Below are 15,967 nucleotides of genomic sequence, written 5' to 3'. Positions count from 1 at the left end.
CACCGCAACTATCCGCCCGCTGTACCAGAGCCGACAGCGGCACCCCGCTCACATCCATACCCCAAGGATAAAACACCAAGGATAAAACCTCATCCCTGCTGGCTGAAACTCATCGCCATCCTGACCCAATGCAAAATTTTTGTCAGTCAACCAGCCCTGGCCCGCCGAGAGAATCTACCCTTGACAAATAGACACCATTGGTTCATCAAGGGAGAGGCAAGATTTTGCCGGTAGGACTCAAAACTCCGATTCCCAAAATGGTGGGGTTTAGACCAGATTTCAATTAATTTATGGAACCCATGGATATTTCGCAAACTGATTCGCAAACTGATGCCCAGTCCGAATTCCTTGAAAAAATGCGGCGGCAGTTTGACTTTGGCCCCTATCCCCGCACCCCTATTGAAGAATCTCCGACAGATAACTCTAACGAACTATTTATCCATAATCTATTAACGCCCTACTACCTCCATCACCACAAGTTCATTAACACCGAGGGCAAAGTGCTGCTAGATGCGGGTTGTGGCACGGGCTACAAAGCACTGATTCTAGCAACCGCAAATCCTGGCGCACGAGTTGTCGGCATTGACATTTCCCCCAAATCCATCGAGCTTGCGGAGCAGAGGCTGGAGTATCACGGCTTCAAAGACAAAGTAGAATTTCACGTATTGGCTATTGAGGAAGTAGCCAAACTAGAGATGAAATTCGACTATATCAACTGCGATGAAGTCCTCTACTTTTTTGACGACATTGCCAATGGGCTTGCAGCCTTGAAATCCGTCCTCAAGCCCCAGGGTATTATTCGTTCTAATCTCCACAGTCTGCTCCAACGACAAATCTTTTTTCGAGCCCAAGAACTCTTTGGTCTCATGGGATTGATGGAAGAGTTTTCGGAAGAGATGGCCATTCCCATTGTGGTAGAAACCATGAAAGCCTTAGGTTCGTGGGTTGACATCAAGAAATATGGATGGAATCCTGCCTATGAAGTAGAGGAGAAGAATATGGAAGCCCTCCTCGCCAATCACCTCCTGCAAGGAGATAAGGGCTATCGAGTAACTGAGTTATTTGAGGGCTTGAAACGGGCAGGGCTAGAGTTTGTGGCCATGACCAATTGGCGACAGTGGGATGTTGCTGATCTATTTAATGAACCCGACAATTTGCCCAGCTACCTAGCCATGGGGTTGGCAGATAGTTCGCAAGAGACGAGACTCACGCTATACGAGTTAATGAATCCCGTCCATCGCTTGCTGGATTTTTGGTGCGCGAACTCCTTAGATATTCCAGACTATTTGCCAATTCCAGACTGGAGTCTGCAAGATTGGCAAACATCACAAGTGGCTTTGCACCCCCAACTCAAGACAGACAAGTTCAAGCAGGCCGCTATTGAAGCCATTAATCAGAACAAACCCCTCATGATTAGTGAGTTTCTGAGCCTGCCCGCGCTAAAACCTGTGACAGTAGATGCCAGTGTGGTGAACTTGCTCTTAAAGCTTTGGGATGCTCCTCAGTCCTTTGAAGCTTTAGCGGATCTGTGGCAACACACCCATCCCGTTAACTGGGTAACCTTGGAACCTATATCCAGGGACGAGGCTCGTCAGAAAGTTGCAGATGCCTTGGGTAAGCTGGAGGTATTTCTATATGTTCTGGTGGAACGGGGTCATTAGACCGTCAAATTCCTCCGGTTTGCTTGCATAGGCCGGTTTGCTTGTATTCGCGTTTTCTCCATAGGGTCAGGGATCAAACTCAAGGAGGACGTTGGGATGGTGCGGGGATTAGGGAAATGGCGGTTTTGGGCTGGGGTGGTGGTGATCGCGATTGCACTGCCCCTCTGGACTGGCCTCTGGGGACCGATAGACTTCGGGGCGACCGCAACTGTCTCCCTGGCCCAGGTCAGCGATGATCTCTTTGATCTCACGCTGCAAAGTGAGCAGCAGTTTTATAACCGGGATTATGCCAGAGCCGAAGCGGGCTATCTCACCGCCCTAGAGCGCCTACGGATAGAGGCTACCGACGATGAGATCTTGCTACCCCAAGTTCTGCACAACCTGGGGCGGATCTACCTACTGACAGAGCGTTACGGCGCAGCAGTGCCCATCCTGGAATCCCTCGAAGCCAGTGGACAGGCCAGCTACAGTGCCCTGAGTAACCTGGCCCTAGCCTATTTCCACACGGGGAACTACAACGCCGCCGAGAGAGTCCTGACCAGGGTTTTAGCGGCCTGGGAGGCGATTCGGGCGCGAGAAGAGGTGGATGATTTCGATCGCGTCACCCTGTTTGACCAACAGGCCCATAGCTATGGCTTGATGCAGCGGGTTTTAGTGGCCCAGGGTCACATAGAGGCGGCCCTGGAAATGGCGGAGCGGGGACGGGCACGGGCCTTAGCAGAGGTGCTGACCTCCCAGCGGCGCGCGGGCAGTATCCCGACCCTCACCGTAGACCAAATCCGAGCAGTGGCCCGCCGCCAGAACACCACCCTAGTCATCTATTCCGCTCTGGGGGATGGGCGGCGGGTGCTGGGGAACGAGGTGGATGTGGAAACCCATCTATTCATTTGGGTGGTTTCCCCCAGTGGTGCGATTGCCTTCCGCAACCTACCCTTGAGTCCCTTTTGGCAAACCCTCCGTGCCAATCCCACCGCCACCGCCATCGACCCCTCTCCCCTAGAAAATCTGGTGGCCAATACCCGAACCGCTCTGGGCCTTGACAGTCGCGGGCTGGGTATTTTCCCCACAGATCGGCGGGTCACCGATGACCTACCCGCCTCCAATCCCCTGCCCCTCCGGTCACTCCACCGGATGCTGATTGCCCCGATCGCGGAGTTGTTGCCCGCCGATCCCGAAGCCCTGGTCACTTTTATTCCCCATGGACCCCTATTTTTAGTGCCCTTTGCCGCCCTTCAGGCGGAGAACGGCCCCACGCTGATGGAGGAGCACACCCTGGCCCTGGCTTCCTCGGTGCAAACCTTAGCCTTGATTAGTGAAAATGATGCCCTGCCTGGGGAGGGTAGTCTCGTTGTGGGTAACCCGGTGGAGATGCCCCGTTTACCCCCTGATCTCCAGAGTCCCTCCCCCAATCTGCCTCCCCTCCCCGGTGCGGAACAGGAAGCCACCGCGATCGCACGGCTGCTTAACACCCACCCCCTGATCCGCGATCAAGCCACAGAAACCGCTGTGGTTCAGCAGATGCCAACCCAGGGCATCATTCACCTAGCCACCCACGGCCTCCTCAACCTCGACTCCCGGTTGAATGAGTTTGGCCTACCTGTCGATGCCAACGCCCCCCGCGCCACCGATGGCGGGGTCTTTTTTGAACCGGGGGGGATCATCGTCGATGGTAATGTTCAAATCAACGGCGTGGATGCCGCTGTCGCCCTAGCGCGAGAACGGGTGGTGCGGGTGTCGGCTCCGGGGGTACTGGCTTTGGCCCCCACCGCAACCGACGACGGCTGGCTGACGGCGGCGGAAATTGCCACCCTGGACTTAAGGGCAGATTTGGTGGTGCTGAGCGCCTGTGATACGGGCCGGGGTCGCATCACAGGGGATGGGGTCGTCGGCCTGACGCGGGCTTTTCTGGTGGCCGGGGCTAATACCGTGGTGGTCTCTCTGTGGCAGGTACCGGACACCGCCACCGCCACTCTCATGGAGGCGTTCTATCAAGATTGGGTGGCAACGGGGCAGAAGGCCCAAGCCCTCCGACGGGCAATGCTAGCCACCCAGGCCCAGTTTCCCGATCCGCGCAACTGGTCTGCCTTTGTGCTGGTGGGGGATGCGAGCTAGGGGGTTTCAGTAAATTCCTTACCTCACCCGCGCCCCCCGGTAACGCATCTGTCGTCGCATAACAGCCTGTTGGGCAAAATTGGGCATGTCCCCTTGGTGGCCCATCAAAATCAAAATATCTCCTGGTGCTAAGGTCGTCTCCCGTGGAGGATGCACCAAGACCTCTTCGGTAAGACGCCGCAGGGCCACGATGATAAACGTGCCTTCTCCTCGGAGTTCCAAGTCGCCGATGGTGCCTTCCACTAGGGCACCATCCACCGCTACCTCCGTAAGCTGAATGTCCAACTCCGACAGCAGCTCATTTAGCCCCGACCGTCCATCGCTCTGGGCCAAAAAGTCCACTGCTGCTGGGTTGATAATTAAGTGGGCCATGCGGCTGGCGCTAATGCTAGCGGGTAGCACCACCTGATTGGCCCCCGCCAGCCGCAATTTCTTCTCTGTGGAAGGAACTTCTCCCCGCGCCACAATCATCAGCTTGGGGTTCATTTCCCGCGCCGTGAGGGTGATAAATACGTTGGTGGCATCATCTGGTAGTACCGTAGCTAGGGCACGGGCACGGTGAATGCCTGCCCCATGCAAAATCATCTCGTCGGTGGCGTTGCCTTCATAGAACAGATAACCGCGATCTCGGGCCAAGGTAATGCGGTCTGCCGCCGTGTCAATGATCACGAAGGGCTGATGGAGGTGCTTGAGTTGGCGGGCCACGAGCTGGCCAATGCGTCCAAACCCACAGATGATTACGTGGCTGTCTAGCCGTTCAATATCCTGGGTCATGCGTTTGAGGTTAAGAGCGCGACGAATTTCTCCCTCGGTGATCAACTGCACAAAGCCGGCGACCGTGTAGGCCACCGACAACGCTCCGGCAATGATGACGAGAATGGTGAATACTTTCAACGGGACAGACTGGAGGGGCTGCACCTCTCCATACCCCACGCCAAAGATGGTAATCACCACCATGTAGATGGCATCTAGCAACGTCCACCCCGCGATCACGTAGCCCGTCACCGCCGCTACCACCGTCAGCGTAAAAATGCTAACCCCGGTAATGATGCGTTGGAAGGAACTCTGCATAGCCATGCCTACAGGGAATAGGCTGATTCTAGAAGATGGCTTCTGGAGGGAACGCCATGGGGGATACCAATTTCTCGTTGCAACAGTTCCCAGAGACCCAGAGATACAGTTCCCAGAGATGGGGGATGAAGTGTTATCGTAGAAATGACTCGGACCCATGCGGTCTCAACGCCCAAATCATGTCAGGACCGGAAGGTAGCAGCATTACGGGATGCTTGGGGCAGGCGTGGACTCCGGGTCACTTTTGTATCTGGGGACGGGCATTAAATAACACGCCACGACCAGCCCAATATCGGTCACCCGCCCACCGCGCAATCATTCTATGCCCTCCGGGCAGGCGCCGCCCTAGCGTGAGCCATGCCCGAAGGGCTATACGACTCAGTTGCTCCTCCGGAGCAATGGACCCAACCCAAAATGTTGGGTAATGTCCGGAAGAAACAGAGGGAAGCCTGTCATTCTGAGCGCAGTGAAACGGAGAGAGGAATCTCCATCCCTCAGCGTAGTCCAAAATCTTTCACGACGCTCCGTTACGCCGCAGGAGCAGCGGAGCCAACCCAAAATTATAGTGGACCCCAAAAACTGGAGGGGTAGCTAAGGGACTTGCAGGAAAATAAACTACCCGCCGATCGGGTTTTCTCCCTTCGGGAGAAAACCTGGCCACTGGGTACACTATTAATCCGCAGATCCCCAAGCTCTGACCCTTGAGCTAGCGCCCTGCAATCTTGAGGGGGGCTAAAAAATTTTAAATGCAAAAAGGGTGCTGACGACTGGCCGTGTTTCGTCTCAGCACCCTTCTTGGTTCGCTCCTCACACAAGATAAATATAGCCTAATGACTCAGAGATGTCACGGGGTTTAGGGGTTTTAACTGGTCAGATTTTCTTATCACAGGAGGCGGGAGGCAGGAGGGCAGAAAGGAAATTGCATGTTACACAAGGGTTCCTGCACCTATTTCGTCCTGATTGTCGTAAGCGGGGCGCTTGCGCGCCGATAGTAGAGATACTTCCGCCAAGCAATACTAGTACACCTAGTACCGCAGGGCGTAAATCAGCCCACTATTATCGCACCAGCCCAACATTTTCCGGTCCCCTCTCCCCTTTGGATAGGGCTAGGGTGAGGGGCCGAGTGTGCCACGATGGAACGGTCAGGGTATTTCCGCCGCAGAGTACTAGACTGAAATAGACTTGCTATTCTGCCGCACCAGCTCAACATTTTCTTCCGGTCCCCTCTCCCAGGCGGCGAGGGCTAGGGAGAGGGGCTGAGGTGTGCCACGATAGAACGGTTAGAGTATTTATGCCGCCGAGTACTAGGGTATTGCGTCACAGTGCTTGACGTGTGGTGCAACGGGTCTGACCCCCTCTAACTCCCCCTTGCCAAGGAGAAGGACAAGAGCAATTCCGGTCTCCCCCCCTTGCCAAGGGGGGACGAAGGGGGGTGATGCAGGGTGTCATCGGCTCTAGTGTTCAGTCAAAGTAGGCTGTAGCGCTGAAGTTGGTTGAGGACAAGGGTATGGAGTTGAACCTTGAGGTCGGCGGCTCCGTCAAAAATCAAGCGCTGGGCGGCGGGTAGCTCAAAGGGAAACTGCCCCAGTAGGTCCGATCGGGTCTGCTGGGCCAGAATGATTTGCTCTGGACGCTTGCACTGGAGGGCATAACCCATCTCCACACAAACCTGGGGACTGGGAATCGCTAGGGGGGGCGGGCCAGGAATCTGGGTGATCGCGGTGCCATCGGCAATGAACAGGAGAGACTGGCGTAGCTTCCGCATCAGGGGGCTGTTACGCCGAATAGGCTCGGCTCCCGGACGATGGGATTCCTCTAGGGTGAGGGTAAGGCGCGATCGCGGATTCACCTCCGCCAGTAGCGCCTCCAGTGCCTCCCTGAGCAGCACCCCCGAGGCACTGTAGGCCGTCTGATAACAGAAGAAAATAGTCGGCTCTAACTGAGCCAGGGTATCTCGCTTGGTGAAATAGATCTCGTGACTAAGCAAATCAATATTGGAGATGGCATAGCTGCCACTGCCCTCGATATAAAACTCCACGGTTTCCCCCGCTAGGTAGCGCTGAAACCAAGGGGCTTGGCGCAGGCTGTCGCTGTCATCCAGGAAGTCAGCCCGCAATCCGGATTTGAGCAAGCTGTTGCGACTGAGGCGCAGGTCATGGGAGCGGGCCTCTAGCTCGCTGACGGGCTCATACTGTTCTAAATACCAAGCCTTGAGAGCAATAATCGCCATGGGGGTGAACCTGCCGGAGAATCTTCCGACCATTCAACCACAGGAACCCCTGAGGTTACCGTTACAGCTCCAGATCCCTTGCTGGGCCTTTTGCCCTGGGGTCGGAAACTCCATCTGAATCATCTTTCAACAAGTCAAGAACTCGATAGTCCAAACCCACACAAGCTGAATAAATGGGTTGGCGCTGGCTAACCCGCTTAAATTGAAGACTATGAAGACTATCTAGAACTACCCCAGCTTCGACACGGCTGGGTGCTCTGGCCAATACCAACGCCAGGGGAGATCAGCTCCTTGGGTGAGCCCGATGCGGGTGGTTTGCACCAGCAGTGAGGGTTGGTTGCGGCGAGATTCCAAACCCAGAGCTCCGGTGGCGGAGAGGATGGTGCCATCGTGACTGCGATCGATGTCGAGGGCGCGGCAGAGTTTACCTGGACCAGCGGCAACCCGGTGGGGTTTTTCCCTGGGGCGCAGTTCCATCCAGGGGGGCAAAGGATCGAGGGCTAGGGCACGGATCAATACGGCGCTGGGGACATCGGCAGCATCGGTGACGATATTGAGACAGTGATACATGCCGTAGATCAGGTATACGTAACAGCTCCCAGGGGGACCAAACATGGTGGCGTTGCGGGCGGTGCGGCGGCGATAACCATGGCAGGCGGGATCCCCTGGTTCGTAGGCTTCTGTTTCCACAATTATCCCCCGCAGACAGCGGCCATCCTCAAATCGCCGCACCAGGGTACAGCCCACCAGATCGGGGGCTACTGCGATCGCGGGACGATGGAGATCCGGTAGAGATAGGCCAGGTGGGGACACAGCCATGGCAACCACTGGGCACGGCGCTAGCCCAGGCTAAAATAGGTCATCGTCAAGGAGATCTACTTCGTCAAATCCTGCTAAAAACTTGAATTTATCTGGACCCACATTGGCTTCTAGCGTCTCCAAAACTTTGCTGGGGTCGTCGTAGGGGCCGCTGACAAAGAAAGGTTGACCATCCTTGCCAAACTCGATGGGAAGCAGGGTTTCTGGCCGTAGTCCTAAATGGACTTGGGCTTTGGCATTGAAATCTGGATGGGGTTCAAAGCCAAGGCTCCGGGCATAGTCTATCGCTCCATACACGATGGATTGGGCTTGTTCTGGCGTAATCGTGACGAAGCATTCGTCAAATTGCAGTTCACAGGTTGATTTGAAGAGTTCGTAGTCACCCTTGCCCTTTCTTCGAGGGGGGATGCAGTTTTTCAGCCCCAGACACCAGTAGTCCAATAAATAGCTGGCTAGGAGAAAGCGATTACCATCCTGGCGAGAAAGAATGATCTGGGCCAGACCGTTGGCTGTTGTCTTGGCCTTGTGGTCTAGAAGCCAATGGGCAGCCCCTTCGTTGATCAGACATTCGTGGAGGGGAGCTGCATCACTCACGTTCGCCCTTTGCAGGACCAACTCTTCAGCATGGTCTCGAATAAAGGCTTTAACTTCGGCGGGGCGGAGTCCCAATTGGCGGGCAATTTGCTTGGGGGTGACCTGCGCCCCCCGCAACCGCATAATGTCTGTCTCTTGCTCTGGCGTCATGGTTACTATTTGACAGCATCTGAACAGGGTTTTCAACCCTCGTGTGAGGTTATGTGAAGGGAAATCCGCGATCGCAGGATGGCCAATGCACAATGGCCCAGACAACCTTCTTCCCTCACCCAGATCTCTGCTATGGCGACTCGATACCGCAATCCGCCCCAGCCCAAGGAAAACGAGATAGAGATCAAGATTCTCAAGGCAGCAGAGCATCTGTTTGCCCAGCGGGGCTATGGTGGCACCACGACCCGAGACTTGGCGGAGGCTGCGGGGGTGGCGGAGGGCACCTTATTTCGTCACTTTGATACCAAGAAGACCATTTTAATTCAGGTGGCGACCAATGGATGGGTAGAGATCTTGACCGATCTCCTCACGGAGTTGAGTGAGATGAGCAGCTATCGGGCTATCGGTCAGGTGATGCGGCGACGCATGTTGAATCTTCCCCGCAATGCGGACATGCTGCGGGTGTGCTTTATGGAGGCCCAGTTCCATCCCGAACTGCGAGACCAGGTGCAAGGGGAAGTCATTGCCAAAATGACGGATGTAGCGGAGGCATTCTTCCAGACCGCCATGGACCGAGGGGTATATCGCGAGATGAATCCTCGGGTGGTAGCGCGGATTTTTTTGGGTATGTTTGCGATCTCGGGTTTTAGCCAAACTACCCTAGGGGATGAGGCTGACTCCCCTAAGGCAATGCAAGAGTTGGCCGAGGGGCTGACGGATATCTTTCTCAATGGGGTACTGGTCCACAAGGTTGCCGACTCGGCAGCGGAATCACCTTGCCCTTCGTGACGGGCTGCTGCGATCGCTGTACCCGTATTTGGGTCACCACAAAGGGGGCGCGGGACTCCAGGTAGATCCGGCTGATGCCACGGGTTTGAAGAAGGATCCCCTGCTCAACAAGGGGGGCATCCCCCTCCCGAGGGGGCTGCTCTTGGGTCTGCGCTAAGGCTAAACAGTGGCCCTCCCCATTCAGGGCGACGAGGGTCACGGGCTGACTGCCCAGCAGTTGAATTTCCATTTGCACTAGAGGCTGAGTGATCTGGAGGTTAAGCCCCCGGTTGCCCCTAGTGGGCATCAGCACCGGCTGGCGCTGACCGGGGATGAACTGGGGATTAGAGGGGCGTACTGCGATGCCACCCTGGACGGTTATCCCGAGGGGATAGTACTGCTGGGTGATGGCCTCGTAGGGCAAGGTATTGTCGAACGAGATCAGATGCCAAGGGGCAGAACGGCGACGATTTTCAGGAGGTGCGGGAATCTGCGGAAGAGATTCAACGCGAGTTTGGTTAGGTAGCATGAGGGTTACGGTAGACATCCCAGTGAGCTTTAATCCTTGCTCTCGTATACAGGGAAGACCGTCCCCATTTCGCAGTGAAACCCTCACCCTGTGGCAGTTTCACAACTGTCTCACCCTTACCAGTTCTGTCCGGATTGGGGCCATAGCCCGTGAAGCCCCAGCCCAATTGGGGATGACAAGATTGATCCCAACTTCATCCTTGGGGCCACCTACTTCAACTGTCCTAGATTAAATCCAGGAAAACCTTAAGTGGTTTCTCGGAACCATCAGAGGGAGTAAGTCCGTAATTTTGCGGGGCTGCTAGGGGGAGCGTCCCTAGATCACGCGATCACTTGCGATTCTGTCCTGCCCTGGGTAGTCCTGAAGGGAAGCGCAGTTAGGGTGAATGAGCTGCGGTAGGATTGACCGCAAGATGAGGTTGTTGTCGTGAGCGTTGCTATGAGCCAGTTTGCCCCCGCTGTTGTCAAAACCCTAGAGGCCCACGATCGCGCTGGTATTGCCAGCATTCGGGACTATAGCCAGATTCAATCCCTGCCGGAAATCTGGCCCTTGGCCATCCAATACTATGGTGATCGCCCCGCCCTTGAGGATCCCCACAACAGCCCCAAAGCCCGCCTCAGTTACCGGGAACTGGGGGCGGCGATCGCCACCTTCGCCACCGGACTGCAACAGCTTGGGGTCAAGCCGCGAAGTGCGATCGCACTCTTTGCCGACAATAGCCATCGCTGGTTGATTGCCGACCAAGGCATCATGATCGCAGGCTGCTACGACGCCGTTCGTAGCGCCGTCGCCGATGGCAAAGAACTGCGCTACATCGCCGAACACAGCGAAAGTACCACCCTAGTCTTACAAGACCTGAAACTCTGGCGACGGCTCCAGCCCCTCCTCGTGGGCTTGCCGCTGCACCTCGGGATTCTCCTCTCCGATGAGATCCCCCCCGAAGACGCCCCCTGTAAAATGGTCAACTTTTCCCAACTGATGGATCTAGGCCACCAGGGTACCCTCACCCCCGTGCCCCAAACCGCTCACGATCTCGCCACCTTGATCTACACCTCCGGCACCACCGGCCAGCCCAAGGGCGTGATGATTCGCCACCGCAACCTGCTCCACCAGATCCAGACCCTAGGGGCCGTTATCCAGCCCGCCATCGGCGATCGCGTCCTAGGGCTCTTGCCCACCTGGCATACCTTTGGCCGCACTGCCGAGTACTTCATCTATTCCCAGGGCTGCACCCAGACCTACAGCAACATCCGCACCATCAAAGCCGACTTCAAAACCGTTAAACCCCACTTCATGGTCGGCGTCCCTCGCCTGTGGGAATCCATCTACGAAGGCGTGCAAAAGCAATTTCGCGAACAACCCGAAAGCAAGCAACGCCTCGTCAATGCCCTCCTCTGGCATAGCCAAAAATACGTCGAGAATCGCCGCACCGCCAACAGCCTCGCCCTAGACCATCCCAACGCCAGTCCCCTGCGCCAGTTCGGCTCCCGGATCTTTTCCTTCGCCTTTCTCCCCGGTCACCTGTTAGGAGAAAAACTGGTTTACAGCAAAGTTCGCGAAGCTACCGGGGGCTGCGTCAAAGCCCTGATCAGTGGCGGCGGCTCCCTAGCCCGTCACCTAGATCTCTTCTTTGAAATTATCAACGTCCCCGTCCTCGTCGGCTACGGCCTCACAGAAACCTCCCCCGTTCTCTCCGCCCGCCGTCCCTGGCGAAACCTGCGAGGGGCCTCTGGCCAACCCATTCCCGGCACTGAAATCCGGGTGGTGGACCCCGAAACCCACCAGCCCCTACCCCTGGGGCAAAAGGGCTTAGTCATGGCCCGTGGTCCCCAGGTCATGGAGGGGTATTACAAAAATCCTGAAGCCACGGCCAAAGCGCTGGATGCCGACGGCTGGTTCGACACCGGAGACCTAGGCTGGATCACCCGCGATGCCAACATCGTCCTCACAGGACGGGCCAAGGACACAATTGTGCTGACCAATGGGGAAAATATCGAGCCCCAGCCCATCGAAGACGCCTGTATTCGCAGTCCCTACATTGACCAAATCATGTTAGTGGGTCAAGATCAGCGATCCTTGGGAGCCCTAGTCGTTCCCAATCTCGACGCCCTCCAGAAATGGGCCGAGCCCCAGGGACTGTATATCGAAGTGCCGGGGGACAGCACCTCCATTCCCCCAGAATTTCAAACGATTTCCCTAGAAGATGATCGGGTCCAGAAACTGTTCCGGGGAGAACTCAATGCCCAAGTCAAGGATCGCCCCGGCTATCGCCCCGACGATCGCGTTGGCCCCTTCCGGCTGGTTCCCGAACCCTTCTCCATCGAAAATGGAGCCCTGACCCAAACTCTCAAGGTACGGCGTCCCGTGGTCACGGAACGCTATCGCGATATGATCAACGGGATGTTTACCTGATTCCGACCTTTCTCCATAAAGGTTTTCGTGAACTTTTCGCGAATGCCCCGGTAGGATGCTTGTCGGTAGGCCCATTCAAGGCAAGTTTTTCAGTAGTGCACCGTTGTGCATCGAGCAGTACCCCACGCAAAGCGAGACCCATGGACGTTTCCCCATCTTCCCTGACCCTCAAGCGCCCCATCACGGTCAAGGCCGTTGTCACCCCCCTCTGGAAAGAAGAAGCCCAAAAGCAGCTCCAGGGACAGATTAACCAGATTGACGGCAACCTCCAGCAGCTTGAAATTCAAGGTCAGCGAATGATCAGCGAACTACAGAAGCAAGGCAATACGGAGGATCCCAACCTGGCCCAGCAGGTCAGCAATGTGCAGAACAAGCTGAACCAGGACAAAAGCCAACTGCTCCAGCAGAAAAACCAAATCCTCCAACAGCTCCAGCAGGTCCAGACCCTAGAGCTGAATAACGAGGTCAGCCAAGGTCAAATGGAAAGCTTTTTTCAAGTCAACGTTGGCGACAACCTAATTCGCAAAATGCAGGTAGAAATTCTCCTGCGCGATGGCATCATCGAAGAAATTCGCGGCGAGATGTAGGCGGCGGAGTGATCTAGCGTAGCGGGGGACCATGGAGCCCATTCACGTCATTGGCGGCGGACTGGCGGGCACAGAGGCGGCGTGGCAGATTGCCCAGGCTGGTGTGCCCGTGGTGCTCCATGAAATGCGTCCAGTGAAGCAATCCCCCGCTCACCATTCAGAGCATTTAGCCGAATTGGTGTGCAGCAACTCCTTTGGGGCTCAGGCTAGCGATCGCGCTTCTGGTCTACTCCATGGGGAACTGCGGCGGCTGGGATCCATCATCATTGCCCAGGCCGATCGCCATCAGGTGCCCGCTGGAGGGGCATTGGCGGTAGATCGGGGCGTCTTCAGCCAATCCCTGACGGAGGCGCTAGCCCAGCACCCCTGGGTGGAGTTGCGGCGGGATGAAGTCACCGCCATTCCCCCCGAGGGCATTGTGGTCCTGACCACGGGTCCCCTCACCAGCGAAGCCCTAGCGACGGATCTCCAGCGCTTCACCGGACAGGCTTACATGAGTTTTTTTGATGCCGCTAGCCCCATTGTTGTCGGGGAAAGTATCAACCGGGAGGTGGCCTTTCTTGCCTCTCGCTACGATCGCGGCGAAGCGGCCTATCTGAACTGTCCAATGAACCGGGAGCAGTATCTCCAGTTTTGGCAGGCGCTCTGTGCTGCCGAACAAGCGGAGTTGAAGGAATTTGAGCGGGAAACGGCCAAGTTCTTTGAAGCCTGTCTGCCCATTGAGGAAATGGCGCGGCGGGGAGAAGACACGATGCGCTATGGGCCGCTGAAGCCCGTGGGGCTATTTGACGCTCGCCTGGGGGATTTCAAAGATCCTGCTAACAAAAGTAAGAAGCCCTACGCTGTGGTGCAACTGCGTCAGGAGGATAAAGCGGGACAGTTATGGAATCTGGTGGGATTTCAAACTAACCTGCGCTGGGGGGAGCAGGCGCGGGTCTTTCGCCTGATTCCCGGCTTGGAACAGGCAGAGTTTGTGCGGATGGGGGTGATGCACCGCAACACCTTTATTAATTCGCCGGAATTGTTGGGGCCAACGTTGCAATTTCACCAGCGTCCAACGCTGTTGGCGGCGGGGCAATTGGTGGGGACGGAGGGGTACACCGCCGCCACCGCTGGGGGCTGGTTAGCGGGGACGAATGCGGCGCGGCTGGCCCAAGGGTTAGACCCGGTAACCCTGCCCGTCAACACCATGATGGGGGCGCTGTTTGATTTCATCAGTGGGGCGGAGCCAAAGCATTTCCAACCTATGCCACCCAACTTTGGCATTCTACCCGCCCTGCCCCAGCGGATTCGGGATAAGCGGGAGCGCTATGGCCAATATCGCGATCGCGCCTTTACTGATTTGACAGACTGGTGTCATCGCACCCTGCCGGGATTCACGCCAGAAAACCTCAACCAGACCAGCGCTTAGTTCTCCCCATCGCTGGCTAACAGGGCTTCCCCAAAGCGGCAGCGGCCCAGGGAGAGGTCAAAAAGGTGTAATCCATATTCCCGCGAGAGGTCTTCCAATACCCGTAGCCCCCGCACACTATTGCCGTTCTCATCCAGGGGTGGCGAAAACACCGCAATCCCCGCCTGGTTCGGGACTACCGCTAGGATGCCTCCCGACACACCACTCTTGGCAGGGATGCCCACTCGATAGGCCCATTCCCCGGCAAAGTTGTACATGCCACAGGTGTACATGACACTGAGAATTTCGCGAATGTAGTCGGGGCTGGCGGCTTGGATGCCGGTGAGGGGATGGGTGCCCCGATTTGCCAGGGCAGCGGCCATACCCGCCAGATCACGACCGGTAACCAGCAAGGCACATTGCTGAAAATAGAGGTCCAGAGCCTCCTCAATGTTGCCGTTGATCATGCCAAAGTTGAGCATCAGGTGAGCCATGGCCCGGTTGCGGTGACCCGTGGCCCGCTCCGAGAGAAAGGTGGGCACATCCACATACACATCCCGCCCTACGTAGCGCTCAAACATTGCCAGTAGCCGATTGAGGCGTTCCGTTGGCCCCTCCCCAGTGATGAGGCTGGTGGTGGCGATCGCCCCCGCATTCACCATGGGATTATCCGGACGCTTGGAGGCTTCATCTAGCCGAATCAAGGAGTTGAAGGGATCTCCCGTGGGTTCCACTCCCACTCGTTTCAAAACGCGATCTCGACCATGGTCCTCTAGGGCCATGCCATAGACAAACACCTTGGAAATGGACTGGATGGTGAACTGCTGATCCACATCCCCAACATGGAAGCTTTGCCCATCCACCGTCACCACGCTGATCCCAAACCAGTCAGGGTTGGCCTTGGTCAGTTCGGGAATATAGCTCGCCAATTTCCCCTCCGACAGGGAACTGTAGCGGTGATGGAGATCCTGAAGGAGGCTTTGAATAGGGGACATGGAGATATGAATGGGGAACGAAAAATGGATGGCGAGAAACGAAGCGAGAAACGAAGCGAGAAAACTATAGTTAAAAAGCACAAAGGCCGTCACTGAAACCTTTACAGTTCCAGTGACGACCCTTGTCTATGCCTTTGTGTATGGCTGAGATTTTATGGGTTGTGGGGGTTAGCTGCGTTTACCGAGAACCTGATCTCGCAGAGAAGCAACATTGGACATCAATTCTTGACGGTTACTATCCCGCAATAGAAAGCGGTAAACAAACCAGCCGCTGTAGGCCAACCCCACCAGTTCAAAAGTCGGGGCCAACAAAGGAATTTCGTTGACAGCCCCAAGAATTGCTAGCAGCAGCTTCACCGAGATGATGGCCCCGAAAATTAGGCCAACGGTAATTAAGGGGCGCTTGTACTCCTGGAAAAATTCGGTGACGTAATCAGGCAAATTGCCCAATACACCGGATATCTTTTCCCAAATTTCCTGGAGTTGTGGATTGGTCTCATCCCCCTGGGAAGTGCCACTTACGGGCTCAGTTGTCATGGTTACCTCCTCTGGTTCGGGCATTGTGGCTTCGGAGTGTAAGTCTGTGCTCATATCCACCAACGGGAACTCACAACCCGCAGTAACAGCATTTTTTTAAGTCAACGTTAAA

General features: G+C 56.1%; 13 protein-coding genes and 1 other RNA gene. 7 read left to right on the top strand and 7 right to left on the bottom strand.

The features are described 5' to 3' along the window. The first annotated feature begins 299 nt into the window (after nt 1-299). Together LEP6406_RS0215115 and LEP6406_RS28340 are read left to right on the top strand one after the other, a co-directional pair. Nucleotides 300-1,661, top strand: coding sequence for a class I SAM-dependent methyltransferase (locus LEP6406_RS0215115; RefSeq protein ID WP_008318756.1), 1,362 nt, complete (start codon nt 300-302; stop codon nt 1,659-1,661). A 96-nt stretch (nt 1,662-1,757) separates the two neighbouring features. After that, on the top strand, nt 1,758-3,773 hold the full coding sequence (locus LEP6406_RS28340; RefSeq protein WP_008318755.1) for a CHAT domain-containing protein: 2,016 nt from the start codon (nt 1,758-1,760) through the stop codon (nt 3,771-3,773). 18 nt (nt 3,774-3,791) lie between these two features. Here the strand turns inward: LEP6406_RS28340 and LEP6406_RS0215105 are convergent, their stop codons facing one another. Next, nucleotides 3,792-4,844, bottom strand: a complete 1,053-nt coding sequence (locus tag LEP6406_RS0215105) for a potassium channel family protein (RefSeq protein WP_008318753.1) — start codon at nt 4,842-4,844, stop codon at nt 3,792-3,794. Between the two features lie 146 nt (nt 4,845-4,990). Between LEP6406_RS0215105 and ffs the strand changes: the two genes are divergently transcribed. Then, nucleotides 4,991-5,087: signal recognition particle sRNA small type (gene ffs, locus LEP6406_RS31310), an RNA gene on the top strand. 1,222 nt (nt 5,088-6,309) lie between these two features. On the opposite strand, the gene LEP6406_RS0215100 is transcribed toward ffs, so the two are convergent. The 3 genes from LEP6406_RS0215100 to LEP6406_RS28335 all read right to left on the bottom strand — a co-directional run bounded on the left by LEP6406_RS0215100 (nt 6,310) and on the right by LEP6406_RS28335 (nt 8,637). Next, on the bottom strand, nt 6,310-7,074 hold the full coding sequence (locus LEP6406_RS0215100) for a hypothetical protein (protein ID WP_008318751.1): 765 nt from the start codon (nt 7,072-7,074) through the stop codon (nt 6,310-6,312). A 228-nt stretch (nt 7,075-7,302) separates the two neighbouring features. Continuing rightward, nucleotides 7,303-7,893: a DNA-3-methyladenine glycosylase gene (locus LEP6406_RS0215095; protein WP_008318750.1), complete on the bottom strand. Its 591-nt coding sequence runs from the start codon at nt 7,891-7,893 to the stop codon at nt 7,303-7,305. A 30-nt stretch (nt 7,894-7,923) separates the two neighbouring features. Then, nucleotides 7,924-8,637 (bottom strand): hypothetical protein, encoded by a 714-nt coding sequence (locus tag LEP6406_RS28335; protein WP_008318749.1) that lies wholly within the window; start codon nt 8,635-8,637, stop codon nt 7,924-7,926. A gap of 78 nt (nt 8,638-8,715) precedes the next feature. On the opposite strand from LEP6406_RS28335, the gene LEP6406_RS0215085 reads away from it, so the two are divergent. After that, entirely contained in the window at nt 8,716-9,426 is a 711-nt protein-coding gene (locus LEP6406_RS0215085; protein WP_317133841.1) for a TetR/AcrR family transcriptional regulator, read from the top strand. Here the strand turns inward: LEP6406_RS0215085 and LEP6406_RS0215080 are convergent. Then, nucleotides 9,365-9,952, bottom strand: coding sequence for a hypothetical protein (locus tag LEP6406_RS0215080; RefSeq protein WP_008318747.1), 588 nt, complete (start codon nt 9,950-9,952; stop codon nt 9,365-9,367). The genes LEP6406_RS0215085 and LEP6406_RS0215080 overlap by 62 nt on opposite strands. 408 nt (nt 9,953-10,360) lie before the next feature. Between LEP6406_RS0215080 and LEP6406_RS0215075 the strand changes: the two genes are divergently transcribed. From LEP6406_RS0215075 to trmFO, 3 genes are all read left to right on the top strand, one after another. Continuing rightward, nucleotides 10,361-12,346 (top strand): AMP-binding protein, encoded by a 1,986-nt coding sequence (locus tag LEP6406_RS0215075; protein WP_263971182.1) that lies wholly within the window; start codon nt 10,361-10,363, stop codon nt 12,344-12,346. A 140-nt stretch (nt 12,347-12,486) separates the two neighbouring features. Continuing rightward, on the top strand, nt 12,487-12,933 hold the full coding sequence (locus LEP6406_RS0215070; protein ID WP_008318745.1) for a YlqD family protein: 447 nt from the start codon (nt 12,487-12,489) through the stop codon (nt 12,931-12,933). 31 nt (nt 12,934-12,964) lie between these two features. Further along, complete coding sequence (trmFO, locus tag LEP6406_RS0215065; RefSeq protein WP_008318744.1) at nt 12,965-14,344, top strand: FADH(2)-oxidizing methylenetetrahydrofolate--tRNA-(uracil(54)-C(5))-methyltransferase TrmFO; 1,380 nt, start codon at nt 12,965-12,967, stop codon at nt 14,342-14,344. Here trmFO and glsA read toward each other — a convergent pair. Both glsA and LEP6406_RS0215055 read right to left on the bottom strand, forming a co-directional pair. Beyond that, complete coding sequence (gene glsA / locus LEP6406_RS0215060) at nt 14,341-15,318, bottom strand: glutaminase A (RefSeq protein WP_027269158.1); 978 nt, start codon at nt 15,316-15,318, stop codon at nt 14,341-14,343. The genes trmFO and glsA overlap by 4 nt on opposite strands. Before the next feature lie 168 nt (nt 15,319-15,486). After that, complete coding sequence (locus tag LEP6406_RS0215055) at nt 15,487-15,855, bottom strand: CAAD domain-containing protein (protein WP_008318742.1); 369 nt, start codon at nt 15,853-15,855, stop codon at nt 15,487-15,489. Nucleotides 15,856-15,967: the final 112 nt, after the last annotated feature.

Source organism: Leptolyngbya sp. PCC 6406 (assembly GCF_000332095.2).
In the GTDB taxonomy this organism is placed as follows: Bacteria; Cyanobacteriota; Cyanobacteriia; order Phormidesmidales; family Phormidesmidaceae; genus PCC-6406.
This window is presented reverse-complemented; position numbering and strand designations above follow the sequence as displayed.

Bases quoted from the DNA above. Each gene is read 5' to 3' on its own strand.
- LEP6406_RS0215070 (WP_008318745.1), top strand. From the start codon at position 12,487: ATGGACGTTTCCCCATCTTCCCTGACCCTCAAGCGCCCCATCACGGTC.
- LEP6406_RS0215100 (WP_008318751.1), bottom strand. From the start codon at position 7,074: ATGGCGATTATTGCTCTCAAGGCTTGGTATTTAGAACAGTATGAGCCC.
- LEP6406_RS28335 (WP_008318749.1), bottom strand. From the start codon at position 8,637: ATGACGCCAGAGCAAGAGACAGACATTATGCGGTTGCGGGGGGCGCAG.
- LEP6406_RS0215115 (WP_008318756.1), top strand. From the start codon at position 300: ATGGATATTTCGCAAACTGATTCGCAAACTGATGCCCAGTCCGAATTC.
- LEP6406_RS0215085 (WP_317133841.1), top strand. From the start codon at position 8,716: ATGGCCAATGCACAATGGCCCAGACAACCTTCTTCCCTCACCCAGATC.
- LEP6406_RS0215095 (WP_008318750.1), bottom strand. From the start codon at position 7,893: ATGGCTGTGTCCCCACCTGGCCTATCTCTACCGGATCTCCATCGTCCC.
- glsA (WP_027269158.1), bottom strand. From the start codon at position 15,318: ATGTCCCCTATTCAAAGCCTCCTTCAGGATCTCCATCACCGCTACAGT.
- LEP6406_RS28340 (WP_008318755.1), top strand. From the start codon at position 1,758: ATGGTGCGGGGATTAGGGAAATGGCGGTTTTGGGCTGGGGTGGTGGTG.
- LEP6406_RS0215055 (WP_008318742.1), bottom strand. From the start codon at position 15,855: ATGACAACTGAGCCCGTAAGTGGCACTTCCCAGGGGGATGAGACCAAT.
- LEP6406_RS0215080 (WP_008318747.1), bottom strand. From the start codon at position 9,952: ATGTCTACCGTAACCCTCATGCTACCTAACCAAACTCGCGTTGAATCT.
- trmFO (WP_008318744.1), top strand. From the start codon at position 12,965: ATGGAGCCCATTCACGTCATTGGCGGCGGACTGGCGGGCACAGAGGCG.
- LEP6406_RS0215105 (WP_008318753.1), bottom strand. From the start codon at position 4,844: ATGCAGAGTTCCTTCCAACGCATCATTACCGGGGTTAGCATTTTTACG.